Genomic DNA, 26,345 nt, shown 5'->3' with positions numbered 1-26,345 from the left:
GGCGATGCAGACGACGCCTGACGCACCGGCAATCGCCGTCGACGACCTCGCCTTCGCCTATGCCCGCGAGCCGATCCTCGACACCGTCTCGCTGAGCGTCGCGCAGGGCGAGGTGGTCGCGCTCCTCGGCGCCTCCGGCTCGGGCAAGACGACGCTCCTGCGCATCCTCGCGGGGCTTCTCGCGCCGACGCGCGGGCGGGTCTCGATCTCGGGCCATGTCGTGGCGGGCGCGGGCGTGCTCGTGCCGCCCGAGCGGCGCGATCTCGGCATGGTCTTCCAGGATTACGGGCTGTGGCCGCACATGAGCGTGGCGCGCAACGTGGCCTTCCCGCTCGAGATGCGCCGCCTGCCGCGCGAGGAGATCGCGCGGCGCGTCGCCGCCGCCCTCGACCGCGTCGCGCTCGGCCCCTTCGCGGAGCGCGCGCCCGGCGCCCTGTCCGGCGGGCAGCAGCAGCGCGTCGCGATCGCCCGCGCCATCGTCGCCGAGCCGCGGCTCGTCCTGTTCGACGAACCTTTGTCGAATCTCGACCGGGAGCTGCGCGAGCAGCTCGTCGAGGAGATCGGCGACCTCCTGCGCGCGCTCTGCCTCTCGGGCGTCTACGTCACCCACGATCACGCGGAGGCCTTCGCGCTCGCCGACCGCGTCGTGATCCTCGCCGGCGGTCGCGTCCTCCAGATCGGCACGCCGGAGGAGGTCTGCAGCGAGCCCTCCTGCGAGGCCGTCTGCGACTTCCTCAAGCTCGGGCCGCTCGTCGATGCGCGGCGGGAGGGCGGTTCCTACCGGCTCGCCGACGGCACCGCGCTCCCCGCCCCCTGCGACGCGCCGCCCGTGGAGGGCCGCCTCCTCCTGCCGCGCGCGGCGCTCGCGATCGGCGATGCCCCCTCCCCCGCAGCAGCGATCCCCGCGCGCGTCGAGGCGGCGCGCTTTCGCGGCGACGGACACCTCGCGAGCCTGCGGATCGGCGCCGGCGATGGCGGCCCCGTCGTCTCCCTGCCGGTCTCCGCGCGCCTCGCGCCGGGGACGATCGTCTCCCTCGCCGTCGCGCCCGAGCGGCTGCGCTTCTTTCCCCGCAACGAAAGGACCTGACCCATGCTCAAGACCCTGCTGGCGGCCGGCGCCGCCCTCCTCCTCGCCGGCGCGCCCGCGCTCGCGCAGGATCGCATCACCGTCTACACGGCCGGCCCCGCGAACCTCATCGAGCGCCTCGCCGAGGGCTTCACCGCGCAGACCGGCATCGCGGTCGACGTCTTCCAGGCGACGACCGGGCAGGTGATGGCCCGCATCGAGGCCGAGGCGGCGAACCCCGTCGTCGACGTCGTCATCTCCGCCTCCTGGGAGACGGCGGAGGATTTCGAGAGCCGCGGCTGGACCGTCGCCTACACCTCGCCCAATGCCGAGACCGTGCCGGACTTCCTCAAGACCGAGCACGCGGTCGCCCAGGGCGTCTCCGCGCTCGCCCTCGTCTGGAACAGCCGGAGCGGCACGCCGCGCCCCGCCGACTGGTCGGACCTCGCCGACGAGGCTTTTCGCGATCTCGTGACCATGCCCGATCCCGCCCAGTCCGGCTCGGCCTTCGAGCTCGTCGCGGCGCTCGCGGCGGCGCAGGGCGGCATGGATCTGTTCGAGCGGCTCGCCGAGAACGGCCTCGAAGTGCCCGGCGCCAACGCGCAGGCGCTCAACCCCGTCCTCCAGGGCGCCAAGGCCGCCGTGTTCGGCGCGGTCGACTACATCGCCATGGGCCGCGCCGCGGCGGGCGAGACCGTCGAGGTGATCTTCCCCGCCTCCGGCACGGTGATCGCGCCGCGCCCGATGATGATCACCTCCTGGGCGCGCAACCGCGCCGGCGCGGAGGCCTTCGTCGACTACGTCCTCTCCGACGAGGGCCAGGCGATGGTCGCGGACGTCTTCATGATCCCCGCCCGCAGCGACATCGCCGCCGATCGCCCGCTGATGGCCGATCTCGCGCTCGTCGAGCTCGACACGCAGGCGGCCTATGCCGCGCGCGAGGAGATCCTGCGCGATTTCCGCGCCGCGCTCGGCCAATAAGGGGCCCGGCGCGTGTCTCCCGGAGGCGGCGGATCGGCGACACTCATGCGCAACGTCACGGTCGCGGCGCTCGTCGTGATCGTGGCGCTGCCGCTCGCCTTCGTCGTCCTCCAGGCGATCTTCCCCTTCATCGGGAGGGGCTCCCTGGCCGAGCCCCTCTCGCGGGTGCTCCCCGTCCTCGCCGACCCGGATCTCGTGCGGCTCACCGGCAACACGCTCCTCCTCGGCATCGCCTGCGTGATCGGCGCGGCGATTCTCGCGGTGCCGCTCGGCGCGCTGCGGGCTTTGTTCGCGGTGCCCTTCGCGCGCGTCTTCGACGTCGTCTTCCTGACCCCCTTCATGATCCCGCCCTACATCGCGGCGCTCGGCTGGATCATGATGCTGCAGCCGCGCGGCTATCTGCACCAGATCGCCGGCTTCCACCTCGCCCCGTTCCTGTTCTCGTTCTGGGGCGGCGTGTTCGTGATGGTGCTCAACGTCTTCCCCGTCGTCTATTTCGCGACCTCGCGCACGCTCGCGATCGTCGGCGGACGCTACGGCGAGATCGCGCGCGTCTTCGGCGCGGACCCCGCCACCGCCTTCCGCCGCATCACGCTGCCGCTCGCGACGCCGGGGCTCGCGGCGAGCCTGCTACTCGTCTTCGCCATGGCGATCGAGGAATACGGCACGCCGGCCGCGCTGGGCGCGCGGGCGGGGTTCTTCGTGCTCGTGACGGGCATCGACACGCGCGTCTCGGACTGGCCGATCGATCTGCCGGGCGCGGCGATCCTCTCGCTCGTGCTCGTTCTCCTCTCGGTCGGCGCCTTCTGGCTGCAGCTGCGCATCGTCGCGCGCCGCTCCTTCGAGACGGTCTCGGGCAAGCCGCAGCCGGCCGTGCCGCGCCCGCTCGGCCGCTGGCGATGGCCGGTTCTCGCCTATTTCCTCCTCGCCGCGCTCCTCGGCACCGGGCTGCCGCTCTTCGCAATCGTGACGGCGGGCCTCCAGAACACGATCTCGGGCGGGCTCGCGCTCTCCAATCTCGGCCTCCAGCATTTCGCGGCGATCGCCGAGAACCGGTCGGGCGCCCTGCGCGCTCTGACGAACTCGCTCGCGCTCGGCATCGGCACGGCGCTGCTCGCGGGCATACTCGGTGCGGCCGCCTCCTACCAGGTGGTGCGCGCGCGGCTGCGCGGAGGTGCGGCGCTCGATGCGCTCACCTTGATGCCGAACGCGATGCCGAGCATCGTCGTGGCGGTGGGCCTCATACTCGCCTGGAACAACCCGCTCTGGCCGGCGAGCCCCTACAACACGCCCGCGATCCTGCTCCTCGCCTATACCTGCATCCTCCTGCCCTACACCGTGCGCTACGCGAACGCCGCCTTCCGGCAGATCGGGACGAGCGTGGAGGACGCGGCGCGCGTCGCGGGCGCCTCGCCGGTCACGGTGTTCCGCCGCATCCTCCTGCCGCTCGTCGCGCCGAGCATGATCGCGGCGATGCTGATCGTCTTCGCGATCGCCTCGCGCGAGCTCGTCGCCTCGCTCCTCGTCGCGCCCGTCGGGATGCCCACCGTCGCGACCTTCATCTGGCGGCAATTCGAGCAGGGCTCGCTCGGGCTCGGCATGGCGATGAGCGCGCTCGCGATCCTCGTCACGACGACGATCCCCGTCCTCGTGATCCTCGCGATGCGCCGACGCGGCGCGGTGGACTTCTGAACGAGGCGCCTCACCCCACCCGGATCGGGTCCCCGGGCGCGATCGCGAGGGCGACGGCGGCGCCCGGCTCGAGAACGGGCTCGCCGATCGGGCGGGAGACGAGGAGCTCGCCCGACGCGGTCGCGACCACGTATTCCCGCCGGCTCCCCAGATAGGTCGCCGAGACGACGCGTGCGGGCCCGCCCGGCGAAAGGCCGATCCGCTCCGGGCGGATCGTGATCGCGGCGGGCCCGTCGGGCCCTTCGAGGGGGAGGTCGAAATCGGGCGCGAGGAAGCGGCCCGCCGAGACGCTGCCCTCGATCAGGTTCGCGTCCCCGATGAAATCGGCGACGAACCGGTCGCTCGGGCGGTCGTAGAGGTCCTGCGGCGTGCCGATCTGGGCGATGCGGCCGTCGCGCATCACGACGATCCGATCGGACACCGCGAGCGCTTCCTCCTGGTCGTGCGTGACGTAGACGACGGTGAGCCCGAAGCGGCGTTGGAGGTCGCGGATCTCCGCGCGCACCTTGCGCCGCAACTTGGCGTCGACGTTCGAGAGCGGCTCGTCGAAGAGGAGGACGTCGGGCTGCTGGACGATGGCGCGCGCGACCGCGACGCGCTGCTGCTGCCCGCCGGAGAGCTCGGCCGGCAGGCGGTGCCCGAGGCCCGAAAGGCCGATCTGCTCGAGAATGGCGTGCGCCTTCTGGTGGGCCTGCTTCTTCGGCTCGCCGCGGATGGTGGGGCCGTAGGCGACGTTGTCGAGGACGCTCATGTGGGGGAAGAGCGCGTAGGACTGGAAGACCATGCCCACATTGCGCTCGCTCGCGGGATCGCGGCTGACGTCCCGCCCGGCGATGATCACGCGCCCGCTCGTCGGCAGTTCGAGGCCCGCGATGAGGCGCAGGCTCGTCGTCTTGCCGCAGCCCGAAGGGCCGAGGAAGGTCACGAGCTCGCCGCGCCGGATGACGAGGTCGGCCGCATCCACCGCCACCGCGCTGCCGTAGCGCTTCGTCACCTTCTCGAACGCGATCGCAACATCCGACATGGCATCCTCACTCCGCGAATCCCGTTCGAAAATCTCGCTGCGCCCCTCGGACGAGCGCCGCCCTTCTCCTTCCCCTCAGGGGAAGGAGAAGGAGCGCGCCGTTTCACGTCGTGCGCATGCATGAACTGCGATATGTGCGCCCCGTAGCCGCAAGGGGGAGCGAGACCGTCGAGCACTGCGCAAACCTCGAAAACTCCTAGTGGACAAGATGGGTTGATCGGATCGCTCACTCCGCGGGCGCGTAGGCGGGCTGCCCGCGCGCCTCGCGGCGGCGCCCGAGCCTGCGCTCGCCCACCATCATCTGGATCGCCGCGACGCACACGATCATCACGAGCATCAGGACGGCGGAATAGGCGATCGCGAGCGCGAATTCGCCGTTCTCGACGCGCCCCATGATGTAGGCGGTGGCCATGTTGTGGCGCGCCGAGACGAGGAAGATCACCGCCGAGACCGCCGTCATCGCCGTCACGAAGGAATAGACGAGCGCGGTGAAGATCGCCGGCCGCACGAGCGGCAGCACCACCTTGCGCAGGGTCGTCGCGCCGCCGGCCCCGATCGTCTGGCTCGCCTCCTCCATCGAGCGGTCGATCTGCGCGAGGGCGGCCATGCCGGCGCGCATGCCCACCGGCATGTTGCGGAAGACGAAGCAGATCACGAGGATCGCCATGGTGCCGGTGATGTCGATCGGCGGCACGTTGAAGGCCGCGACGTAGGAGACGCCGACGACGGTGCCCGGGATGGCGAAGCTCAGCATCGTGCCGAACTCGAAGGCGCGCTTGCCCGCGAAATCCTGCCGCGCGACGAGCCAGGCGGTGAGGATGCCGACGAGCGTCGTCAGCGGCGCCGCGATCGCCGAGACCCAGAGCGTCGTGATCATCGAGTTCCAGGCCGAGCCGTAGAGCTGCAACCCGCCCGCGCCGATCTCGAAATTGAAGGCCGTGACGAGGTGGCGGAAGGTCGGCGTCAGGTCGAAGCGCCCGATATCGGCGACGAACCCGCCCGCGGCCACGATCGCGTAGACGCCGACGGTGAACAGCACCCAGGGGATCGCGATCGCGACGGCGAGCACCTTCACGAAACCCGGCAGCGGGGCGGCGAGCCCGTTGTCGGACTTGCCCGTGACGGTGACGTAGCTGCGCCGCCCGAGCCAGCGCATCTGCAGCCAGAAGGCGACGAGCGTCAGCGACAGGAGCACCATCGCCATCGTCGCCGCATTGCCGAGATCGTAGCGCGCGCCGACGACCGCGAAATAGATGCGCGTCGAGAGGACCTCGTAGCCGCCGCCGAGGACGATCGGGTTGCCGAAATCGGCGAGGCTCTCGATGAAGGCGATGAGGAAGGCGGCGGCGAGGCCGGGGCGCAGCAGCGGCCAGGTCACGGTGCGGAAGGTGGTGAGGGGCCGCGCGCCGAGCGTCTTCGAGGCCTCTTCGAGCGTCGGGTTGATGGCTTCCAACGTCGAGAGGAGGACGAGGAAGGTGATCGGCGAGAAGGCGAGCACCTGCGCCATCAGGATGCCGGGCAGGCCGTAGACCCAGCGCGTCGGGCGCACGTCGAGGAGCTCGGCGCCGAACTGCGTCAGCACGCCCGTGCGCCCGAACAGCACGATGATCGCGACGCCCACGACGAAGGGCGGGGTGATGATCGGCAGGATCGAGATCGCCCGCAGCGTCTGCTTGAAGCGGAAATCGGCGCGCGCGACGAGGAGCGCCAGCGCGAGGCCGAGCAGCGTCGACAGCGTCGCGGCGAGGATGCCGAGGACGAGCGTGTTGATCACGACGCCGCAGCGCCCGCCGCCTGTCAGGCAGTCGAGCCGCCACAGCGCGGGCGCGGAAAGCCGCTCGCCGAATTGCGCGAGGGCGAAGCTGCCGTCCGGCGCGATGAACGCGGTAAGCCCGAGCTTGATGATGGGGAAGAAGACGAAGGTGGCGAGGAGCGCCACGATCATGGTCACGCACAGCGAGGCGAACCGGTCGCCCCGGCAGAAGCCGCGCGCCGCCGCGACCTCCGCGACGAGGCCCACGAGCGCGATCGCGGCGAGGAAGCCGCCCCAGCCGAAGCCGGGCTGCCCCGCGGCGGCGGCGGGAAAGAGGGTCTCGAGCCCCGGGAGCGAGGGCCCGCGCAAACCGATGGCGAAACCCTGGGCGACGATCCAGCCGAGCGCGGCGACGACGAGCGGTCCCGCGGCCGGATGGCGGCGGAAATCGCCGCCGCGCGCCGCCATCGCCGCGAGGACGAGCGCGATCGCGATCGGGGGCAGGAGCCAGACGCGCCCCGCGAGCCCGTGCGCGAGCGCGGACGCGCCGGGCCCGTCGAGGAGCGCCGCGTCGCGGAACCACGGCAGGAGGAGGAGCGCCGCGAGGAGGAGGCCGAGCCAGGCGATCCCGGCTCGGCGCAGAACCGGCGCGGCTGTCGCGCGGGCTGCGATCACCGCGGAGCCGAGCCGATCTCGGCATCCCAGCGCGCGAGGAGGCGCGAGCGCTCCTCGGACGAGCCGAAGCGGGCGAAGTCGTAGTCGATCAGCCTGATCTGATCGAGGTTCGGCGCCTGCTCGGGCGTGGCCGCGTTGCGGTTCGAGGGCACCTGGAAGCTGTTCGCCTGCGCGCCGAGCTCCTGGGCCGCGGCGGTGAGCGCCCAATCGTAGAAGGCCCGCGCGTTGTCCGGGTTCGGGCCGCCCTCGATCAGCGACATCGAGCCGACCTCGTAGCCGGTGCCCTCGCAGGGCGCGACCGTGACGATCGGCGCGCCCTGGACGGCCTGGGCGACGGCGTCGTGCATGAAGACGATCCCGATCGCGGTCTCGCCGGTCGCAGCCGCGCGGATCGGCGCGCTGCCGGACTGCGTGTACTGGCTCACGTTCGCGTGCAGGTCCGCCATGAACGCGAACGCCTCGTCCTCGCCGAAGAGCTGCACGAAGGTCGCGAGCATCGTGTAGGCGGTGCCGGACGAATTGGGGTTCGCCACCTGGATGTCGTCGCGGAAGCGCTCGTCGAGCAGGTCCGCCCAGCAGGAGGGCGGGTTCTCGTCGACGAGATCCGAATTGTAGCCGAAGCCGAGCGCGCCGGCATAGATGCCGACCGTGCGGAAGCCCGAGGTCTCGGCCTGGCGCACCGCCCAATCCTGCAATTCGTCGAGCATCGGCGAGCGGTACTCGACGGTCAGCCCCTCCTGGGCCGCCTGGAGATGGGGATCGCCCGTGCCGCCCCACCACACGTCGCCGCGCGGCTGCCCGGCCTCCGCCATCAACTGCGCGAAGGTCTCGCCGGAGGAGCGGCGCGTCATCAGCACGTTGACGCCGGTCTCGCGCTGGAACGCCTCCGACATCGTGCGGCACCAATTCTCCTCGGCCGAGCAATAGAACACGAGCTCGCCCTGGGCGAGGGCCGGCGCGGGCGCCGCGGCCGCGAGCACGGCCGTCGCCGCCGCGGTGAGGATGATCTTGTTCATCGGGTCGTCTCCTCTGGGTCGTTTCCTGCCGCACCTGTCGGCATTGCAGCTCTTCGGCCGCCTAGCACCCGACCATGACAGTCGGACGACACCTGTCAAGGGACCGACGCGGAGCCGACACGAAGGCGTCATCGAACCGACACATGATGACCGCGCCTCCCCTCCCCGGAATCGCGCGCCCTCCGCATGCTCGATCTCAACGACCTGCGCCTGTTCGTCCACATCGTCGACCACCAGGGCATCCTGCGCGCCGCCCGGGCGCTCTCACTGCCGAAATCGACGATCAGCCGGCGGCTCGCGGCGCTCGAGGAGAGCCTCCGGGACCGGCTCATCGTGCGCGCGGGGGAGGATTTCGCGCTGACGCCGAAGGGGGCGGAGGTCTATGCGCTCGGCCTCGCCATGGTCGAGGCGGCGAGCCGGGCGGAGGAGCGCCTCTTGGATGCGCGCCGGGCGATCGGCGGCAGCGTCAGCCTCTCCGCCTCGAGCCTCCTCGCGCCGCTCCTGCCCGCGCTCGTCGCCGATCTCGCGGCCGAGCATCCGCGCCTGTCGCTCGCCGTCGAGATCGCCGAGCGCGACGCGGACCGGATCGGCGACGGCTTCGATCTCGTCCTACGGGCGCATCATTGGAGCCTGCGCGATTCCGCCCTCGTCCAGCGGCGCGTCGCGCGCAATCCGATCGTCGTCGTCGCGAGCCCCGAACGCCTCGCGCGCAAAGGTCGACCCGAATCGCCCGCGGATCTCCTCGATACGGACACCCTCGCCTTCGGCCTGCCCGGAGCGGCGCCCATCGCTTTTCGCGACGCGCGAGGGGAGGAGCAGAGCCTCGCGCTCGCCCCGCGCCTCCTCACCGCGTCCGTGCCGATCCTGCGCGAGGCGGCGCTCGCGGGGGCGGGCCTCGCGCTCCTGCCCGAGCTGGCGGTGCGCGAGGATCTCGCTTCGGGCCGGCTCGTGCGCGTGCTCCCCGCCTTCGCGGGCCCGAGCGTCGCCCTGACGCTGCTCTCCCCGCCGCGCCGCCTCATGAGCGCGACGACGCGGCTCGTCGCCGATCGCCTCGCGGAGGCCGTCAAGGAAGCGGCGCTCGGTCGGGGTGTTCCGCGGATGGGATCCCCGGTCCCGGTTCCGCACCCCCGTTCTGTTGTCGAACCGTCATCGGCGGCGCCTACCCCGGTCGTGCCCGTCGCGGAGGACGGGCTCGACCCGGAGGCAGAGACGACCATGAATCCGATCCTCAGAGCCGTGGGCGCCGCCGCCCTCTCCACAGGTCTCGCGGGCGGCGCGCTCGCGCAGGACGCCGACGGCCCGCTCGTGCTCTACACGAACGATTTCGAAGGCGTGATCACCGAGCGCTTCGAGGCCGATACCGGCCGCGAGATCGACGTCGTCCAGATGAGCGGCGGCGAGCTTCTCGCCCGCATCGCGGCCGAGGCGTCGAACCCGCAATGGGACGTGCTGATCTTCAACGGCTCCTACGTCATGCACGGTCTCGACCTGCAGGGCCAGCTCAAGCGCGACGTGACGCCCGCCAATCTCGACAATCTCGACGCGCTCGGCCGCTCTTTCCTGCCCGATAACCTCGCCTGGTTCCCGATCGGCCTGTCCGCCTCCTGCGTGATGCTCTACCGCACCGACCTCGTGGAGACCCCGCCCGCCTCCTTCGAGGATCTCGCGGATGCGCGCTTCAACGGCATGGTCGGCATGGCCGATCCCGCGGTCGCCGCGCCCGCTTATCCCTGCGTCGCGCAATTCTTCCACGAGCGCGGCTTCGAGGAGGCGCAGGGCCTGTTCACGAGCCTGTTCGAGAACGGGCTGCGCGTGTTCCGCACGAACGGCCCGGTCGGCCGCGCCATCGCCTCGGGCGACATCTCGGTCGCGCTGATCACCTCGCAGGTCGCCTATTCGCTCGAGGCCACGGGCGCCCCGGTCGAGGTGGTCTGGCCTCAGAGCGGCGCTCCCGGCTCGGTGCGCGGCGTCGCGATCCAGGCGAGCACGGCGCGCCCCGAGGGGGCGACGGCCTTCGTCGAATGGCTGCTCGAGCCCGCGACGCAGAGCTTCCTGGCCGAGGCCGTGCCCGCGGACGGGCTGTTCGAGCCGACCGTCACCGGCGCCGTGCGCCGCGCCGACGGCCCGCCCGCGGGCGCGGTCTACCGCGTCGCGCCGGACGCCTTCGCCGTCGAGCACGAGGAGGCGATCAAGACCTGGTTCGCCGATCAGGCGCTGAACTGAGCGCGGGCGAGCGAGACCATGGCCGACGCAGCCGCCACCGCAACGGCACCCGCCGCGACGCGGACGCCTCCCCTCCCCCGCCGCGCGCTGCGGGCGGAGGACGGGCTCGGGCTCCTGGTCGTGGCGGCGCTGACGATCCTCGTGCTCGCGCCGATGGCGAGCGTCGTCGTCCAGGCCTTCGTGCCGGGCCTGTTCAGCGGCCAGGCGAGCCGTGTCGGCTTCACGGGCCTCCTCGAGATCTTCGAGCGTCCGCTCTGGCGGCGGGCGCTCGAGAACTCGCTCTTCCTCGCGAGCGTCGCCGCCCTCGTCGGCTGCGCGCTCGGGACGGGGCTGGCGATCCTGCGCCACACGACCGGGCTCGTCATCGGCCGCGCGCTCGACGCCGCCGCCTGGGCGATCCTGATCCTGCCCTCCTTCATCGTGGCGCAGGGCTGGATCCTGTTCGCGAGCCGCGGCGGCATCGCCGATCGATGGCTCGGGCTCTCCTTCGTGCCCGACCTCGTGTTCAACCCATGGGGTCTCGCTTGGGTGATGAGCCTCAAGGCCTTCCCTTACGCCTACATCACGGTCTGCGCGGCCCTGCATTGGCGGATGGACGATTACGTCGCCGCCGCGCGCCTGTGCGGCGCCTCGCCGCTGCGCGTTCTCGCGAGCGTGCGCATCCCGATGCTGATGCCGGCCGTGCTCGCGGGCGCGGTGCTCATCTTCATCGACGTCATCGGCGATTTCGGCCTGCCCGCCGCGCTCGCCACCACCTACCGCTTCCCGACGCTGACCTACGCGATCTACGTCGCGATCAACCAATCGCCCATCCGCTTCGATCTCGCGGGCGTGCTCGCCTTCTACGTGACGGTCATCATGCTCGTCGCGGTCTGCGCCTATTTCTGGATCCTGCGTCGGCGCCGCTACGACTTCCTCGGCGCGCGCGCCCGGATCGCCGAGGCGCCCGCGCGCGGGCGGATCGGCTGGCCGGACGCGGTCGCGGCGCTCGCGCTCCTCGTCGCGCTCGTCCTGCCGATCGGCTCGAGCTTCCTCGTCTCGATCGCCGACCGGCTGCACGGCGGCTTCACTCTCGACAATCTCACCTTGCGCCACTACGCCTTCGTGCTGGAGACGGGCGGCGCCTTCCTGAGGGCGCTCTCGAATTCCATGGGCATCGCGGCGCTCGCAGCGCTCGGCAGCGCATCGGTCGCGGCGGCGGCGGCCTATGTGATGACCTTCTCCGATTTCCGCCTCAACCGCCTCATCGACCTCACCTGCACGTTGAGCCTCGCGGTTCCGGGCGTCGTCCTCGGCATCGGCTACATCTTCGTCTGGAACGCGCCCGCGCTCGCGCAGGCCGGGCTGTCGCTGTACGGCACCTGGCATATCCTGGTGCTGGCCGGCATGGCGGGCGCGATCCCGATCGCGGTGCGGGTTCTGCTCGGCGCGATGGCGCAGGTGCCCGCGAGCCAGCTCTCGGCCGCAGCCCTGCAGGGGGCGGGGCTCGCGCGGCGCATCCTGACGATCGTGATCCCCCTCGTCGCCGCCGCCCTCGTCGCCGCGACGCTGACCGCCTTCGGCTCGGCGGTGTTCGATCTCGCAATCAACGCGATCCTGCGCCCGCCGCGCCTCGACGTGCTGCCGGTCTACGTCAACCGCGCCTTCGAGCAGGGCGCGTTCGGCGCGGCGACGGCGGCGACGCTCGTCGCGGGCGGCGCCACTGTCGCGCTCGTCGCCGGCATCGACGCGCTCGCCAAAAGCGCCCTGCGCCGCGTCCTCGCTCCCCCATCCGCAGAGAAGGAGACGTCGTGATGCTCGCCATCGAGCGCCTCACCCGCCGCTTCGGCGCGAGCACCGTGCTGGACGGCGTCGATCTCGCGATCGCCGAGGGGCAGGTCGCCTGCATCGTCGGCCCCTCCGGCTGCGGGAAGTCGACGCTCCTGCGCCTCGTCGCGGGGCTCGATCGGCCGGACGGCGGGCAGATCCGCCTGCGCGGGCAGACGATCTCGGACGCCGGCTGGGCGCTCGCTCCGGAGAAGCGGCGGCTCAACATGGTCTTCCAGGATTACGCGCTGTGGCCGCACATGCGCGTGCGCGCGATCGTCGGCTACGGCCTCTCGCATCTGCCGGCGAAGGCGCGCACGCAGCGTGTCGACGCGCTCATGGCCGCGATGCGCATCGAGGCGCTCGCCGATCGCCTGCCCGCGCAGATCTCCGGCGGGCAGCAGCAGCGCGTCGCCATCGCCCGCGCGCTCGCGACCGATCCGGACGTGCTCCTCCTAGACGAGCCCTTGTCGAATCTCGACGTGCAGCTGCGGCTGACCATGCGCGTCGAGCTCGCCGATCTCTTCCGGCGCCTCGGCAAGACCGTCCTCTACGTGACTCACGACCCGCTCGAAGCCGCCTCCTTCGCCGATCTCCTCGTCGTGATGCGCGCAGGCACCATCGAGCAGGCCGGCAGCCCGCAGAGCCTCTTCGCGCGGCCCCGCTCGGCCTGGATCGCGACGCTCGCCGGCTACGAGACGCGGCTGTCGGCGCGCGTCGACGCGCTCGACGCGGACGCGGTCTCGCTGCGTATCGGCACGCAGACGGTTCCCGTCTCGCGCGAGGCGGCGGCGGGCGCGCTCGCTGCGGGGGATGGGGTCGTGCTGATGCTCCAGCCCGGCCGCGTGCGCCTCCTCGCCGCGGAGGAGGCGGCGGCACCCGGCGAGATCCGCCTCGCGGGGGAGGTCGCGCGCATCCTGTTCGAGGGGCGCGACTGGCGCGTGATCGTCGATGTCGCGGGCGAGGCGGTGAGCGCGACCGCGCCGGCCCCGCTCCCCGTCGGCGCCCCCACCCACCTCGCCTTCCGCCCCGAGGCGGCGGTCCTCTTCCCCGCGTGAGACGTTTCGAGAAGCATGCACGACAGCGCCTTCGTCCCCTTCCACGTCCCCGACGCGCCCGGCCCGATCGGCGCAGTCGCGTTCCCCATCGCCGATCGGCTCGCCCGCGTAGGCCTCGCGGTGCCCGTCGAGACGGGCATCGCCCTCGCGCCGTCCGCGAGCCTCACCGACCGCCTCGAGGACGTGCGCGAGAGCCTCGCCGCAGCCGGCCTCATCGGCCCGCCGCGCGACGAGCCGATGCCGGTGCGCCCCGGCTGCGAGGGGCCGGAGATCGCCCGCATCGACCGCAGCGCCCTGCGCGCGTTGGGGCTGTGGGCGGAGAAGGTCCATCTCAACGGGCTCGTGCCGGACGAAGCCGGCGGGCCGCCGCGGATCTGGCTGTCGCTGCGCGCCCGCACGGCCCCCTCGAACCCGCTCGCCTGGGACACGCTCGTCGCGGGCGGGCGCCCCTGCGATACGAGCCGCGCGGAGACGCTGCGCAAGGAGGCCTTCGAGGAGGCCGGGATCGACGGCGCCGCCTGCGCGCGGGCGGTCTTCGTGCGCACGATGAGCGTGCAATACGTGAGCGAGCGCGGCTTCCACCAGGAGCTGATCGCGATCCACGATCTGACGCTCGATCCGCGCTTCGCCCCCGTCTGCCACGACGGCGAGATCGAATCCGCCCGCCTGTTCCCCCTCCCCGCCCTGCGCGCCGCCCTCGCCGACGGCACCCGCTTCAAGCTCTCCTCGCGCCTCGTGACGCAGGACCTCGTGGCGAGGCTCGATGCGATGCGCTGATCGCCGACGGGGAATTTCCTTCCCCTCAGACTCGCATTTTGGGTGTCTTGCGTTGCGGTGTCATCCCGGACGCCGAAGGCGATCCGGGACCCAGACCCACGACGTGTCAGTCGCAGCCTGTAGGCTGCGTTTCGCCGACGGCCGCAAAGGTCCCGTGGAGGAGCGAGCGCGGCATGCGCGCTCGGTCGATCGTCGCGGTCATGGGTCCCGGGTCCGCTTCGCGGCCCGGGATGACACCGCCGTGTTGAATTACAAGCTCCCGAGGAAAGGGTATTCCCCCCTCACCCCCCGACGCGCCCTTTCGCGACGAGGTGCTCGAGGAGGCGGGCGACGGCTTCCGCGCCGGGGTCGTTGTAGCCGAGCATCGTGCCTTCCGCGAGATAGCTCGCCCGGCCCGCCCGTGCGCGGCGCATCCGGGCGGTGGCATCGGCGCCCTCCCGCGCGGCTGCGGCAGCGACGGCGAGGCCGTCCGGAAGCGCGCGCAGGGCGGGCTCGAGGGCATCGATCAGCGTCCGGTCGCCCGCCTGCGCGCCGCCGACCTGCTGCACCCGGTCGAGCCCCGCCCGCAGCGCGTCGATGGCGGTCGCGCCGCTCGCGGACGCGTCGCCCGCCGCCGCGAAGAAGATCGCGAGGAGCACGCCGGAGGAGCCGCCCATGGTCTGGCTGAGTTCGATCCCGATCGCGCGGTAGAGCTGCGTGTGATCGGCGAGCGGCAGCCTGTCGAGCGCCTTCGTCAGCGCCCGCGCCGCGGTCGCGAGCGTCGAGCCGGTGTCGCCGTCGCCGGATTTGGCGTCGAGCGCGTTCAGGTCCGCCTCCGCCGCGATCAGCCCGCGGCAGCATTCCTCGAGAATCGCGCGGGTCCCGTCGTGCGCCGACGGGATCGGCTTGATCGGGGTCAGCCCGTCGGGCAGCTCGTGGACCTCGATCTCGCCCACCGGCAGGCAGCCCGGCCAGGCCCAGGGCGCGACGGGCGCGCGCAACGCGTCCTCGTCAGCCTTCGTCGCCGGCAGGAGCGAGACCGAAAAACCCTTCATGTCGAGCGAGGTCATCAGGGGCGCGGGGCCGACCATCCAGCGGATGCGCTCGCCGATGCGCGAGCGCACCAGCTCCTCGGCGAGGACCGCCATCTCGAGCGGCGTCGCCCCGCCGAGATTGTTGAGGAGCGCCACGTGCGGGCCCTCGCCGATCTCGGGCGCGAGCCGGGCGACGACCTTCTCCATCGCGTCGCGCGCGCCCGCGAACTCCACCTGCTCGATCCCCGCCTCGCCGTGGATGCCGAGCCCGAGCTCCGCCTTGCCCTGCGCGATGCGGTCCTCCTTCGGCGAGCCGGGGATCGTGCAGGTGTCGAGCGACATGCCGATCGAGACGACGCCGGAGATGACGCGCTGCGCCTCGGCCGTCAGCGTGTCGAGATCGGCGCCCGCCTCGGCGAGCGCGCCGACGATCTTGTGCACGAACAAGGTCCCCGCGACCCCGCGCGCCTGCGGCAGATCGGGCAGCGCCACGTCGTCGTCGACGACCACCATCGACACCCGCATCCCTTGCGCGCGGGCGCGCTCGGCGGCGAGCCCGAAATTGAGACGATCGCCGGTATAGTTCTTGACGATGAGCAGACACCCCGCCTTGCCCGTCACGGCGAGGATGCCGGCGAGCACGGCGTCGACCGAGGGCGAGGCGAAGACCTCGCCGCAGACGGCCGCCGTGAGCATGCCGCGCCCGACGAAGCCCGCATGGCTCGGCTCGTGCCCCGAGCCGCCGCCCGACACGAGCGCCACGCGCGAGCGGTCCCAATCGCTGCGCACCACGACCTTGATGTGCGGATAGCCGTCGAGCCGCGCGAGCCGCCCGCCGGCCGTGCGCAGGAGACCGTCCAGCGCTTCGGTGACGAGGGTTTCCTTGGCGTTGATGAACTGCCTCATGGGGTTCCTCCTGAGGAAAGGCGGGCGCCGTCGGCGTCGAAGAACAGAGGCTTGCGGGGCTCGACGAGCAGCGTGTCGCCGGGCGCGAGCGCGGTGTGGACCTCGGCGAGCGTCACGATCTCGTGCCCGTCGAGGCGCAGGTGGAGCCGGGTCTGGTCGCCGAGCCGCTCGACGCGCACGACCGCGCTCGGCCGCCCCGAACCTTGCGCGATATGCTCGGGACGAAGCCCCATGAAGCGCGCCCGGCCGGGGCCGCCGGCGAAGAGATCGGCGGGGAGGATGTTGATGCGCGGCTGGCCGAGCCGCGCCGCGACCTCGACGCTCACCGGATCCTCGTAGACCTCCCGCGGCGTGCCCACCTGCACGAGCCGACCCTCGTCGAGGACGCCGATGCGGGTCGCCATGGTCATGGCTTCCGTATGGTCGTGCGTGACGTAGAGGAAGGTAGCGCCGAGATCGGCGTGGATGCGCTTGAGCTCGACGCGCAGATCCGCCCGCAGCTTCGCGTCGAGCGAGCTCAGGGGCTCGTCCATCAGGTGGATCGCGGGGTCGCGCACGAGGGCGCGGCCGATCGAGACGCGCTGCATCTCGCCGCCCGAGAGCGCGGTCGCCTTGTTGTCGAGCTTGTGGGCGATGTGGAGGACTTCCGCGACCTCCTGCACCTTGCGCCGGATCTCGTCCTCGGGCGTGCGCAGCACCGGCGAGCGCAACGGGAATGCGAGGTTCTGGCGCACGCTCATATGCGGGTAGAGCGAATATTGCTGGAAGACCATCGCGACGTCGCGCTGCGCGGGCGTCTCCGCGAGCACGGAGCGGCCGTCGATGCGGATGTCCCCCTCGTCCGGCCGCTCGAGCCCGGCGATGAGCCGCAGGGTCGTGGTCTTGCCGGCGCCGGTCGGGCCGAGCAGCACCACGAACTCCCGATCCGCGACGGCGAGCGACATGCCTGCGACGGCCGTGACCGCGCCGAAGGACTTCGTGACGTTCTCGAGCCGCACGTCAGCCATGGCGCAGCACACCCTCGTTGAGCTCCGAGCGCAGAGCGTGTCCCGTCTGCGCGTCGAAGAGCGTGATCGTGCCGGGGTCGAAGGCGAGGCCGATCGTCTCGTCGACCCGCGCGGGGCGATCGGAGGCGATGCGCGCCTTGATCTGCCCGCCCGCCGTCTCGATCGTGACGATCTGCGTCGTGCCGAGATATTCGGTCGCGATGACGCGGCCGCGATGGGGCGCGTCGTCGGTCAGCCGCACGTGCTCGGGGCGCACGCCGAAGACCATGTCGCCCTCGAAGGCCTCGCGCATGCTCGGCACGCCGACCGCGTGATGCTGCAGGTCGACCCGGCTGTCGCCGGGACGCACCTTGCCGTGGAAGCGCACGAAATTCATCGGCGGCGAGCCGATGAAGCTCGCGACGAAGAGCGTCGCGGGCTTGTCGTAGATGTCCTGCGGCGTCGCGATCTGCTCGATGACGCCGTGGTTCATCACCACGATCTTGTCGCCCATCTGCATGGCCTCGAGCTGATCGTGGGTGACGTAGACCGTCGTGGCGCCCATGCGGTCGTGCAGCGCGCGCAATTCCTCGGCCATCCGCTCGCGGAACTCGGCATCGAGCGCGCCGAGCGGCTCGTCCATGAGAAAGCACTTCGGATTGCGCACGATCGCCCGGGCGAGCGCGACGCGCTGCCGGTCCCCGCCCGAGAGGCCGCCGACGGGCCGGTCGAGGATCGCCTCGATGTCGAGAATGCGCGCGACCTCGGCCACCTTCTCGCGGATGGCGGCGCGCGCCAGGCCCTGGCTCGCGAGGGGATAGGCGATGTTGCGGCGCACGTTCATGTGCGGATAGAGCGCGAACATCTGGAACACGAAGGCGATGTCGCGCTCGCGCGCGGGCTTGCGGCCGACCTCCTCGCCGTCGATGAAGATCTCGCCGGACGTCGGCAATTCGAGCCCGGCGATCATCCGGAGCGTCGTCGTCTTCCCGCAGCCGGAAGGCCCCAGCAGCATGAAGAACTCGCCGTCCTCGATGCGGAAGCTCGACGACTTCACGGCGGTGAAGGTGCCGAATTCCTTGCGCAGGTTCTGGACCACGATCTCGGCCATGATCATTCCCGAAAGTGGCTGACGACGACGAACATTACCGTGCCCGTCAGCGTCACGACGAAGGACCAGGTGAAGGCCCACAGAACGAATGGCTGCATCAGCATGACCACGCCGAGCGCGATCGTGAGGGAGGCGACGCGCTCCCAGGGGCCGCGCCGCAAGCCGAGGAGACCGTTCCAGAAGCCCGTCATTTGCGCACCGCCCCGAAGGTGATGCCGCGCAGGAGGTGGCGGCGCAGGAGGATCGTGAAGACCATCACCGGCACGAGGAAGATCGTCGCGCCCGCCGCCACCGCCGGCCAGTCGCGCCCGCCGACCCCGATGATGGTCGGGATGAAGGGCGGCGCCGTCTGGGCCGTGCCGGAGGTCAGCAGCACGGCGAAGGCGTATTCGTTCCAGGCGAAGATCAGGCAGAAGATCGCGGTCGAGGCGATGCCGGTCGCCGCCTGCGGCAGGACCACCTTCACGAAGGCCTGGAAGCGGGTATAGCCGTCGATGAGCGCCGCCTCCTCGTATTCGCGCGGGATCTCGTCGATGAAGCCCTTGAGCAGCCAGACCGCGAGCGAGAGATTCACCGCCGTGTAGAGAAGGATCATCCCCGCATGCGTGTCCGACAGGCCGGCGGCGCGGAACATGAGGAAGATCGGGATCGCCACCGCGATCGGCGGCATCATCCGGGTCGAGAGGATGAAGAACAGGAGATCGTCCTTGAGCGGCACCCGGTAGCGCGAGAAGGCATAGGCCGCGAGCGTGCCGAGGAAGACGGAGAGGAAGGTCGAGCCGAACCCGATGATCACCGAGTTCATGAACCGCTCGCCGAAGCGCGACGGCCCGCTGACGACCATGCCCTTCTCGTGGACGATCCGTTCGTACCAGGTCTGCGGCGGGTTCTGGGCGAGCTGCTCGGCGCTCGCCCGGTTCTGGGTCGTGAACAGGTTCACGTAGCCCTCGAGCGTCGGCTCGAACAGCACCTTCGGCGGATAGGCGATCGCGTCGGTCGAGGACTTGAAGCCCGTCGCCACGATCCACAGGAGCGGCATCAGCGTGACGAGCGCATAGGCCACCACAAGGGTGCCGGCGATCCATTTCAGCCGCGCGGAGGGCTCGGTGATGGAATGCGTGCTCATCGGCTCTTCACCCGGTTGAGCGCCTTGACGTAGATGGAGGCGAGCCCGAAGACGGTGACGAACAGGATCACCGCATAGGCCGACGCGAAGCCCGTGCGCCATTTCTCGAAGGCTTCGCGCTTGAGGTTGATCGATGTGAGCTCGGTCGTGGAGCCCGGACCGCCGCCGGTCAGCTGCACCACGAGATCGAACATCTTGAAGTTCTCGATGCCGCGGAACAAAACCGCGAGCATCAGGAAGGGCAGCACCATCGGCACCGTGATCGTCCAGAATTGCCGCCATTTCGACGCGCGGTCGCATTCGGCGGCCTCGTAGATCGAATCCGGGATCGAGCGCAGGCCCGCGAGGCAGATCAGCATCACGAACGGCGTCCACATCCAGGTGTCGACGATGACGATCGACCAGGGCGCGAGCCGCACGTCGCCGATCATGCTGAAGCTCGTCGGGTCGGCGCCCGTGAAGAACGAGACGACGTGGTTGAAGATGCCGATCTGCGGCTGGTAGAGCAGCGTCCAGAAATTGCCCACGACGGCGGGCGAGAGCATCATCGGCAAGACGATGATCGTCGTCCACAGGTCGTTGCCGCGGAATCTCGAGTTGATCAGCCACGCGAGCGCGAAGCCGATCAGCACCTGCAGGACGAGCGTCCAGGCGAGGAAATGCGCCGTTGCCTGCATCGTCTGCCAGATCTCGGGATCGGTGAGGATGCGTTGGTAGTTCTGCAGCCCGACCCATTGCACCTCGGCGTTCGGCCGGTTGGCGCGGTAGTTCGTGAAGCTGAGATAGATCGTCCAGATCAGCGGAAAGATGTTGACGGCCAGGAGAAGAACGATGGTGGGGGCGATGAAGACCCACGCGATCGCGCGGTCGGAGAGCCCGCGGACCTTGCGCGCGATGCGCGGAGGGGTCGCCTCCGCGACGCGTGCCGCCGTTGCGTGCAGCATGCCGTTATCCTTCGGATCTCGTGTACGGCGGTGGCGGGCGCCCGCGACGGGGCGCCCGCAATCCCGTTACAGCTTGCCGTCGTCCTCGAAGATCTCGGTCCAGTCGCGCACGAGCGCGTCGAGCGCTTCCTGCGCCGTGCCCTCGCCGGCGACGACGTAGCGGTGGACGCGGTTCTGCATGGCGAGCAGAAGCTCGGCATAAGTGGGCTCGGCCCAGAAATCCTTCACGATCGCCATCGAATCGAGGAAGGTCTGCGCGTAGGGCTGGCTCTGCGCGAAGCCGTCCGCCTCGACGACGGCGTTGAGCGCCGAGAAGCCGCCGAGCTCCCACCAGCGCTGCTGGATCTCGGGCTGGGCGAACCACTTGATGTATTCGAGCGCCGCCTCGCGGTTCTGCGAATAGGACACGACCGAGATGCCCTGGCCGCCGAGCTGGGCGAAATGCCCCGCAGGTCCCGCCGGGTTCGGGAAATAGCCCGAGCGATCCCCGCCGACGTTCGGATCCTGGTCGACGCCGGGCCAGATGAAGGCGAAGTTCATCTGCAGCGCGACCTGGCCGGAGCGGAAGGCGTCGATCGTCTCGGACATGTACCAGTCGGACGAGCCCGGCGGCGTGCAGCATTCGTAGAGCGCCCGGTAGAATTCGAGCCCCTCGACCGCGCCCGGCGAGTTGACGTAGCCCTCGAGGTCGTAGGGGTTATCGGGGCTGCCGTAGGTGAAGCCGTAATTGTAGAGGACGTTCGTCACGCCCATCGTGATGCCTTCCGAGCCGCGCTCGGTATAGATCGCGGCGCCGTAGACGGTGCGCCCGTCGATCTCGCGGCCCTGGAAGAACTGCGCGATGTCCTTGAGCTCGGCGAGCGTGTTCGGCGCCTCGAGCTCGCGGCCGTGCTTGGCGCGGAACTCCTCGCGCAGCTCGGGGCGCGCGAACCAGTCGCGCCGATAGGTCCAGCCGACCACGTCCGCGAAGGCGGGAAGCGCCCAGTAATTCGGCGTGCCCTTCGGCCATTCGGCATAGCCGGTGACGGTGGCGGGGATGAAGGCATCCATGCTGATGCCTTCCGCCTCGAAGAACTCGTTCAGCTTGACGTAATGTCCGGACTCGGCCGCGAGACCGATCCACTGGCTGTCGCCGATCATCAGGTCGCAGAGCTGGCCGCGCGAATTGAGCTCGTTCAGCATGCGGTCGGCGAAGTTCGGCCAGGGTACGAACTCGAACCGCATCGTGTTGCCGGTCTTCGCCTCGAAGTCGCGCGAGAGCTCGATCAGCGCGTTGGCGGGGTCCCAGGCCGCCCAGCAGAGGGTGAGTGTGGCGGCCTGCGCGTTCGTGGCGCCGAGCCCGAGGGCACCGGCGAGCGCCGTCGCGGCCAGAAGCTTGCTTGCTCCGGACATCGTATCCTCCCGTCTTTCCCGCCGCCTTCAGGCGGCACCGGCTGCCTTGTGCGGATCGGCAGCCTCTCCACTTAAATGATGTACGTACCTCATTGCAAGGAAATCGTGATGGACCCCGCGCCTGCGCCGGAGCGAGCGGCCGCGGGAGCCGGTCGGCGTCTCAATTCAGGGTAGGTTCTCGCGCGTGACGATCTCGATCCGGATCCGCTCCTGCGGCTCGAAGATCGGCAGCCCGTCGCTGAGGCTGCGCAGCACCCGCAGCGTCCCGCGCACGAGATGGCCCGCATTCTGCGCGATCACCGCGTCGATCTCCCCCGAGAGGAGCCCGGCGCGCGTCGGCGGGGTGAGCTCGTGCACGATCACCGAGACCTCGGCCGCCCGCGCGCTCCGGCGCAGGGCGTTGAGAACCTGCTGGTTGCCCGCGCCCATCGAGTAGATGCCGACGAGGCGCGGGCGCCGGATCAGCTGGCCGAAGACGACGTCCTCCATGCGCGCGGGATCGTCGAAGGATTCGACGGTGGGCAGGACGGCGTGGAGCGGGAAATCGCTCTGCATGACCGCGTCGAAGCCGAGCCGCCGCTCGAGGCTGTCGCGGGCGCGGATCGAGTTCGTGACGACGAGGATCTCCCCGTCGCGCCTCAGGAACTTGCCCATCAGGAGCGCCGCGGTGCGGCCCGCCTTGACGTTGTCGATGCCGACGAAATAGTCGCGCGGCGAGTTCGGCAGGTCGGAGGCGAGCGCGACGACGGGGAGCCCGCTCTGCTTGATCCGCGCCACCTGGTCGCGCACCTGCGGGCTCTCGGGCACCATCAGCGCGATGCCGTCGAGCGCTTTCGGATCGAGCGCGCGCAGCGCCCGCACGATCGCGTGGGGATCTTGCGCGGGCACCGAGACGACGCGCAGGAGGACGCGATCCGCGAGTTGGCTCGCATAGGCTTCGCGCAGGGCGGCGCGGATCGATTCGACGAATTGGCTCCGGGCTTCCGGCAGGAGGATCGCGAAGGTGTAGCGCCGCTGCCGCGCGAGATTGGCCGCCGAGGTGTCGCGCACGTAGCCCATCCGCTCGACGACCGCGTTGACGCGTTCGATCGTCGCCGGACGCACGCCGGGGCGGCCATTGAGCACGCGATCAATGGTTGCTAGGCTGACGCCGGCCTCGCGGGCGATGTCGTGGATCGTGGGCTTGATGGCGGCACCCTCCTCCGGATCTGGATAAAGGCCGCCCCGAGGTACGTCAATCGGCGCGCACGCCGCCCGGCCGAGCCCTCACCGGCACAGCGCCCAATCCTCCCCCGCGAAGAAGACGTCCCCCTCCCCCTCCGCGACCGCGCTCCCGAGCACGAGCCGCGAGACGTCGCGGGGGCGGCCCTCGGCGAAGGCGCGGGCGAGGCGGGCGCGATGGTCCGGCGCGACGGGCTCGGCGCCCTCCGCGCAGATGAAGAAGGCCGGCGAGACGAAGCGCGCGGCGACGCCCCCCTCGCCCGGCGCGAGGAGATAGGCCGCGCCCGTGGCGAAGGTGTGCCCCGGCCCGTCCGTGCGCGCCCCGAGCGGCGCGAGGATGCGGGTGCCGCGCGCGAGCGCCGCGAGCCACGTCTTCGGGTAATCCTCCACCGCGAAGCTGACATAGACCGCGTCGAAGCCCTCGAGATCGAGCGCCAGACCGTCGCCGGCGATCGCGCGCACCTGGGGATCGCCCGCGAGCGTCCGCTCGGCATGGCCGGCGAGCCCGGCCTCGTGCTCGACCGCGAGCACGTGCCCGCTCTCGCCGACGAGCCGGGCGAGGATCGCGCTGAAATAGCCCGTCCCCGCGCCGAGATGCGCGACGCGCTCGCCTTCGCGCAGGCCGAGCGCCGCGATCATCCGCGCATGCAGCGACGGCTCGCCGTTGTTGATGCCCCGCCCCGGCAGGAGCGCGATCACCGCGTCCTGATAGGCGAGCACCGGATCGGGCGGCAGCATCACCGGCGCGCCGCGCGTCGGCAGATGCCAAGGCCTGCGCCCGAGGAAGGCCTCCCGCGGCACCGCCGCGAACGCCGCCTCGATGCGGGGATCGTCGACGCCAACCTTCGCGACGACGAGGCGCGCGAAGGCGCGCCGCAGGAAGGCCATCTCGTCGGGGGTGGCGGGGAGCGGGGGGCGGGTTTGGGGGGCGTTAGGGGTCATGGGCAAGGATCCTGGCCGAAGAGCGCACCGTTGCGCCGAGACTAACGCGCCCGCCGAGATTGCCGCAAGCAACATAGATCAATCTCGGGGGATCGTCTCATCCCTGCCGCAAAGCTCCGGTCGTCTGTCCTCATGCCCGCGCCCCGCCCCGACGACGATCCCTCGCCCTCCCCTCCCCCCTCCCGCCTGCGCCGCCTCGTCGAGACGCGGATCGATCCGTTCGCGCAGCCGCCCGGGGCGCTCGTCGAGCCGGGGATGTCGCTGCCGCTCTTCGTGTGGCGGGCGAGCCGGCCGGCGCGGCCCTGGCTCCTTCTCCTCGCCGGGCTCTCGATGCTGGTGGGCATCGCCGACGCGCTCCTGATGATCGCGATCGGCGCCTTCGTCGATCTCCTCGCGCAGACGCCGCCCGAAGCCGGGCTGTCTGGCCATGCGGGCACGCTCGTCGCGCTCGGCCTGTTCGTGATCGTGCTCCAGCCGGCTCTGCAGCTCGCCCGCAGCGTGGTCTCCTCGCAGGTGGTGACGCCGCAATTCGTGGCAGGGATGCAATGGCAATCCTACCGCTACGCGATGGGCCACGCGCTCGGCTATTTCCAGAGCGATCTCGCCGGGCGCGTCTCCCAGCGCATCCTGCAGGTGGGCGGCACCTTGCGCGGCATCGTCATGACGGTGCTCGATTCCCTCGTGACGATCGGCATCTTCGTGGTCTCGACGGCGGCGCTGCTCGCCGCGCTCGCCCCCCTCCTTCTCGTGCCGATCGTCCTGTGGGCGGCAGGCTTCCTCGTCCTCGCGCGGCTGTTCGTTCCGCGCGCGATGGCGGTGTCGGAGCGGCGCTCGGCGGCGCGCTCGAACCTCACCGCGCAGGTGGTGGACACGGTGGCGAACGTCTCCACGCTCAAGCTCTTCGCCCGCGGCGAGCTCGAGCGCGACCGGGTGCGTGCGGCGCTCGAGCGCTCGCTGCGCGCGGGGCTCGACGCGAGCTGGCTCGTGACGGGCACCTTCGGAATCCTGTCCCTGCTCAACGGCCTCCTCGTCGCCGGCCTCGCGGCGACGGCGCTCCTCCTGTGGCGCGACGGCGCGCTCACCCCCGGCGGCGCCGCGGCCGCGCTGGCGCTCGCGCTGCGTCTCACCTCGATCGCGGGCGGCGTGATGATGCAGATGCACGCGCTCTTCGAGAATGTCGGCACGCTCAAGGAGGCGATGCGCACGGTCGCCGCGCCCCGCACCGTCGTCGATCGGCCTGACGCAGTGCCGCTCGTGGTGCCGCGCGGCGGCGGCGCGATCCGCTTCGAGGACGTCACCTTCCGCTACGGCGGGGAGACGCAGGTGCTGGAGCGGTTCCGGCTCGACGTGGCCGCGGGCGAGCGGATCGGCCTCGTCGGGCCCTCGGGCGCGGGCAAGTCGACGATCGTCTCGCTCCTCCTGCGCCTGCACGATCTCGAGGGCGGGCGCATCCTCGTCGACGGGCAGGACATCGCCCGCGTCACCCAGGACAGCCTGCGCGCGCAGATCGGCGTCGTCACGCAGGACGTCTCGCTGCTCCACCGCTCGGTCGCCGACAACATCGCCTATGGCCGCCCCGGCGCGAGCCCCTCCGAGATCGAGGCGGCGGCGCGCGCGGCGCACGCCCACGCGTTCATCGAGGATCTCGTCGATTCGAGCGGGCGCAGAGGCTACGACGCCCATGTCGGCGAGCGCGGCATCAAGCTCTCGGGCGGGCAGCGGCAGCGGATCGCGATCGCCCGCGTGCTCCTCAAGGACGCGCCGATCCTCGTCCTCGACGAGGCGACCTCCGCGCTCGATTCGGAGACCGAGGCGGCGATCCAGGCGGCGCTCGTGCGGCTGATGGAGGGGCGCACCGTCATTGCCATCGCCCACCGCCTCTCGACGATCTCCGCGCTCGACCGGCTGATCGTGCTCGATCGCGGCCGCATCGTCGAGGAGGGCGGCCATGCGGCGCTCCTCGCGCGCGGCGGCGTCTACGCCCGCCTGTGGGAGCGCCAGTCCCGGGGTTTTTTGCCGGAGGAGGCGCTTTCCGGGCCGAACGAGCCGCGCTGATCGCTTCCCACTCCGTCATTCCGGGGCGGACGCGACGCGACGGCCCTCTCCTTCCCCTCGGAGTTTGAAAATTTTTCGTTGCGGTGTCATCCCGGACGCCGAAGGCGATCCGGGACCCATACCCACGACGTGTCAGTCGCAGCCTGTAGGCTGCGTTTCTCAAACGAAAGCTGCGCAAAGGTCGAGCAGCGAGCGCGGCATGCGCGCTCGGACAATCGTCGAGGTTATGGGTCCCGGGTCCGCTTCGCGGCCCGGGATGACAGCCTTCCGAACGATTCACAGACTCTCGGGGGAAGGAGAGCGGCGGCGTCTTCGCCTCGCGCTCGTGCCGTCCCGCTCCGCGCGCGGGCGCGAAAAAGCCCGGGACGCGGGGTCCCGGGCTCTTCTTTCGTCGCTCTCGCGAGCGGGCGCTCAGCGCGGGTAGCAGAAGCCGTCGCGGGCGAGGAAGTAGCCCGCCGGGCAGGCGCCCGCGGTCGTCGGAGCGGTGCCCGCGCCGATCACGGCACCGGCGCCGGCGCCGAGCGCGCCGCCGACGAGGGCGCCGCGGGTGTCGCCGACCGCCGCGCCGACGGCGGCGC

At 71.1% G+C, this 26,345-nt stretch carries 20 protein-coding genes; 8 read left to right on the top strand and 12 right to left on the bottom strand.

The window, feature by feature from the left end:
• Positions 1 to 4 precede the first annotated feature (4 nt).
• Genes ACK4UM_RS05695 through ACK4UM_RS05685 form a run of 3 tightly spaced genes read left to right on the top strand, consistent with a single transcriptional unit; the run spans position 5 to position 3,739 of the window.
• Complete coding sequence (locus ACK4UM_RS05695; RefSeq protein ID WP_409796722.1) at positions 5 to 1,087, top strand: ABC transporter ATP-binding protein; 1,083 nt, start codon at positions 5 to 7, stop codon at positions 1,085 to 1,087.
• 3 nt (positions 1,088 to 1,090) lie between these two features.
• A complete protein-coding gene (locus ACK4UM_RS05690; protein ID WP_409796720.1) occupies positions 1,091 to 2,047 on the top strand; it encodes an ABC transporter substrate-binding protein in 957 nt (318 codons plus the stop codon).
• A 45-nt stretch (positions 2,048 to 2,092) separates the two neighbouring features.
• Positions 2,093 to 3,739 (top strand): ABC transporter permease, encoded by a 1,647-nt coding sequence (locus tag ACK4UM_RS05685; protein WP_409796718.1) that lies wholly within the window; start codon positions 2,093 to 2,095, stop codon positions 3,737 to 3,739.
• A 10-nt stretch (positions 3,740 to 3,749) separates the two neighbouring features.
• Here ACK4UM_RS05685 and ACK4UM_RS05680 read toward each other — a convergent pair whose 3' ends face one another.
• The 3 genes from ACK4UM_RS05680 to ACK4UM_RS05670 form a co-directional block, all read right to left on the bottom strand.
• Positions 3,750 to 4,763 (bottom strand): ABC transporter ATP-binding protein, encoded by a 1,014-nt coding sequence (locus ACK4UM_RS05680; protein ID WP_409796716.1) that lies wholly within the window; start codon positions 4,761 to 4,763, stop codon positions 3,750 to 3,752.
• 226 nt (positions 4,764 to 4,989) lie between these two features.
• Positions 4,990 to 7,191 carry an ABC transporter permease gene (locus tag ACK4UM_RS05675; protein ID WP_409796714.1) on the bottom strand — a complete coding sequence of 734 codons (2,202 nt, stop codon included), beginning with the start codon at positions 7,189 to 7,191 and terminating at the stop codon, positions 4,990 to 4,992.
• On the bottom strand, positions 7,188 to 8,207 hold the full coding sequence (locus ACK4UM_RS05670) for an ABC transporter substrate-binding protein (RefSeq protein ID WP_409796712.1): 1,020 nt from the start codon (positions 8,205 to 8,207) through the stop codon (positions 7,188 to 7,190). The genes ACK4UM_RS05675 and ACK4UM_RS05670 overlap by 4 nt, the downstream gene beginning before the upstream one ends.
• A 186-nt stretch (positions 8,208 to 8,393) precedes the next feature.
• Between ACK4UM_RS05670 and ACK4UM_RS05665 the strand changes: the two genes are divergently transcribed.
• From ACK4UM_RS05665 to ACK4UM_RS05650, 4 genes are read left to right on the top strand one after another with little or no spacing between them, the layout of a single operon-like run.
• Complete coding sequence (locus ACK4UM_RS05665; protein WP_409796710.1) at positions 8,394 to 10,430, top strand: extracellular solute-binding protein; 2,037 nt, start codon at positions 8,394 to 8,396, stop codon at positions 10,428 to 10,430.
• An 18-nt stretch (positions 10,431 to 10,448) separates the two neighbouring features.
• Positions 10,449 to 12,224 (top strand): ABC transporter permease, encoded by a 1,776-nt coding sequence (locus ACK4UM_RS05660; RefSeq protein WP_409796708.1) that lies wholly within the window; start codon positions 10,449 to 10,451, stop codon positions 12,222 to 12,224.
• A complete protein-coding gene (locus ACK4UM_RS05655) occupies positions 12,224 to 13,294 on the top strand; it encodes an ABC transporter ATP-binding protein (protein WP_409796706.1) in 1,071 nt (356 codons plus the stop codon). Before ACK4UM_RS05660 ends, ACK4UM_RS05655 begins: the two co-directional genes overlap by 1 nt.
• 15 nt (positions 13,295 to 13,309) lie before the next feature.
• Positions 13,310 to 14,071, top strand: a complete 762-nt coding sequence (locus ACK4UM_RS05650; protein ID WP_409796705.1) for an NUDIX hydrolase — start codon at positions 13,310 to 13,312, stop codon at positions 14,069 to 14,071.
• A 281-nt stretch (positions 14,072 to 14,352) separates the two neighbouring features.
• Here the strand turns inward: ACK4UM_RS05650 and ACK4UM_RS05645 are convergent, their stop codons facing one another.
• The 9 genes from ACK4UM_RS05645 to ACK4UM_RS05605 form a co-directional block, all read right to left on the bottom strand.
• Positions 14,353 to 15,990: a dihydroxyacetone kinase subunit DhaK gene (locus ACK4UM_RS05645; protein ID WP_409796703.1), complete on the bottom strand. Its 1,638-nt coding sequence runs from the start codon at positions 15,988 to 15,990 to the stop codon at positions 14,353 to 14,355.
• Positions 15,987 to 16,997, bottom strand: coding sequence for an ABC transporter ATP-binding protein (locus tag ACK4UM_RS05640; RefSeq protein ID WP_409796701.1), 1,011 nt, complete (start codon positions 16,995 to 16,997; stop codon positions 15,987 to 15,989). Before ACK4UM_RS05640 ends, ACK4UM_RS05645 begins: the two co-directional genes overlap by 4 nt.
• Positions 16,990 to 18,087, bottom strand: a complete 1,098-nt coding sequence (locus ACK4UM_RS05635) for an ABC transporter ATP-binding protein (protein WP_409796699.1) — start codon at positions 18,085 to 18,087, stop codon at positions 16,990 to 16,992. The genes ACK4UM_RS05640 and ACK4UM_RS05635 overlap by 8 nt, the downstream gene beginning before the upstream one ends.
• A 2-nt stretch (positions 18,088 to 18,089) precedes the next feature.
• Positions 18,090 to 18,278 carry a hypothetical protein gene (locus ACK4UM_RS05630; RefSeq protein WP_409796697.1) on the bottom strand — a complete coding sequence of 63 codons (189 nt, stop codon included), beginning with the start codon at positions 18,276 to 18,278 and terminating at the stop codon, positions 18,090 to 18,092.
• Positions 18,275 to 19,213: a carbohydrate ABC transporter permease gene (locus ACK4UM_RS05625; protein ID WP_409796695.1), complete on the bottom strand. Its 939-nt coding sequence runs from the start codon at positions 19,211 to 19,213 to the stop codon at positions 18,275 to 18,277. The genes ACK4UM_RS05630 and ACK4UM_RS05625 overlap by 4 nt, the downstream gene beginning before the upstream one ends.
• Positions 19,210 to 20,157 (bottom strand): carbohydrate ABC transporter permease, encoded by a 948-nt coding sequence (locus ACK4UM_RS05620; protein WP_409796693.1) that lies wholly within the window; start codon positions 20,155 to 20,157, stop codon positions 19,210 to 19,212. Before ACK4UM_RS05620 ends, ACK4UM_RS05625 begins: the two co-directional genes overlap by 4 nt.
• 66 nt (positions 20,158 to 20,223) lie before the next feature.
• Positions 20,224 to 21,549 (bottom strand): ABC transporter substrate-binding protein, encoded by a 1,326-nt coding sequence (locus ACK4UM_RS05615; RefSeq protein WP_409796691.1) that lies wholly within the window; start codon positions 21,547 to 21,549, stop codon positions 20,224 to 20,226.
• Positions 21,550 to 21,714: 165 nt separating this feature from the next.
• Positions 21,715 to 22,716: a LacI family DNA-binding transcriptional regulator gene (locus ACK4UM_RS05610; protein WP_409796892.1), complete on the bottom strand. Its 1,002-nt coding sequence runs from the start codon at positions 22,714 to 22,716 to the stop codon at positions 21,715 to 21,717.
• A gap of 99 nt (positions 22,717 to 22,815) precedes the next feature.
• Complete coding sequence (locus ACK4UM_RS05605; RefSeq protein ID WP_409796689.1) at positions 22,816 to 23,712, bottom strand: protein-L-isoaspartate O-methyltransferase family protein; 897 nt, start codon at positions 23,710 to 23,712, stop codon at positions 22,816 to 22,818.
• A 132-nt stretch (positions 23,713 to 23,844) separates the two neighbouring features.
• Here ACK4UM_RS05605 and ACK4UM_RS05600 point away from each other — a divergent pair, with 132 nt between their 5' ends.
• On the top strand, positions 23,845 to 25,767 hold the full coding sequence (locus tag ACK4UM_RS05600) for an ABC transporter ATP-binding protein (RefSeq protein ID WP_409796687.1): 1,923 nt from the start codon (positions 23,845 to 23,847) through the stop codon (positions 25,765 to 25,767).
• Positions 25,768 to 26,345: the final 578 nt, after the last annotated feature.

It is taken from the genome of Salinarimonas sp. (genome assembly GCF_046292825.1).
GTDB lineage: Bacteria > Pseudomonadota > Alphaproteobacteria > Rhizobiales > Beijerinckiaceae > Salinarimonas.
This window is presented reverse-complemented; position numbering and strand designations above follow the sequence as displayed.

What these genes read in the sequence shown, in the direction of transcription:
- ACK4UM_RS05650 (WP_409796705.1), top strand. Translation starts at nt 13,310, where the DNA reads ATGCACGACAGCGCCTTCGTCCCCTTCCACGTCCCCGACGCGCCCGGC.
- ACK4UM_RS05640 (WP_409796701.1), bottom strand. Translation starts at nt 16,997, where the DNA reads ATGGCTGACGTGCGGCTCGAGAACGTCACGAAGTCCTTCGGCGCGGTC.
- ACK4UM_RS05600 (WP_409796687.1), top strand. Translation starts at nt 23,845, where the DNA reads ATGCCCGCGCCCCGCCCCGACGACGATCCCTCGCCCTCCCCTCCCCCC.
- ACK4UM_RS05690 (WP_409796720.1), top strand. Translation starts at nt 1,091, where the DNA reads ATGCTCAAGACCCTGCTGGCGGCCGGCGCCGCCCTCCTCCTCGCCGGC.
- ACK4UM_RS05630 (WP_409796697.1), bottom strand. Translation starts at nt 18,278, where the DNA reads ATGACGGGCTTCTGGAACGGTCTCCTCGGCTTGCGGCGCGGCCCCTGG.
- ACK4UM_RS05645 (WP_409796703.1), bottom strand. Translation starts at nt 15,990, where the DNA reads ATGAGGCAGTTCATCAACGCCAAGGAAACCCTCGTCACCGAAGCGCTG.
- ACK4UM_RS05625 (WP_409796695.1), bottom strand. Translation starts at nt 19,213, where the DNA reads ATGAGCACGCATTCCATCACCGAGCCCTCCGCGCGGCTGAAATGGATC.
- ACK4UM_RS05680 (WP_409796716.1), bottom strand. Translation starts at nt 4,763, where the DNA reads ATGTCGGATGTTGCGATCGCGTTCGAGAAGGTGACGAAGCGCTACGGC.
- ACK4UM_RS05685 (WP_409796718.1), top strand. Translation starts at nt 2,093, where the DNA reads ATGCGCAACGTCACGGTCGCGGCGCTCGTCGTGATCGTGGCGCTGCCG.
- ACK4UM_RS05655 (WP_409796706.1), top strand. Translation starts at nt 12,224, where the DNA reads ATGCTCGCCATCGAGCGCCTCACCCGCCGCTTCGGCGCGAGCACCGTG.
- ACK4UM_RS05695 (WP_409796722.1), top strand. Translation starts at nt 5, where the DNA reads ATGCAGACGACGCCTGACGCACCGGCAATCGCCGTCGACGACCTCGCC.
- ACK4UM_RS05670 (WP_409796712.1), bottom strand. Translation starts at nt 8,207, where the DNA reads ATGAACAAGATCATCCTCACCGCGGCGGCGACGGCCGTGCTCGCGGCC.
- ACK4UM_RS05620 (WP_409796693.1), bottom strand. Translation starts at nt 20,157, where the DNA reads ATGCTGCACGCAACGGCGGCACGCGTCGCGGAGGCGACCCCTCCGCGC.
- ACK4UM_RS05665 (WP_409796710.1), top strand. Translation starts at nt 8,394, where the DNA reads ATGCTCGATCTCAACGACCTGCGCCTGTTCGTCCACATCGTCGACCAC.
- ACK4UM_RS05660 (WP_409796708.1), top strand. Translation starts at nt 10,449, where the DNA reads ATGGCCGACGCAGCCGCCACCGCAACGGCACCCGCCGCGACGCGGACG.
- ACK4UM_RS05615 (WP_409796691.1), bottom strand. Translation starts at nt 21,549, where the DNA reads ATGTCCGGAGCAAGCAAGCTTCTGGCCGCGACGGCGCTCGCCGGTGCC.
- ACK4UM_RS05605 (WP_409796689.1), bottom strand. Translation starts at nt 23,712, where the DNA reads ATGACCCCTAACGCCCCCCAAACCCGCCCCCCGCTCCCCGCCACCCCC.
- ACK4UM_RS05635 (WP_409796699.1), bottom strand. Translation starts at nt 18,087, where the DNA reads ATGGCCGAGATCGTGGTCCAGAACCTGCGCAAGGAATTCGGCACCTTC.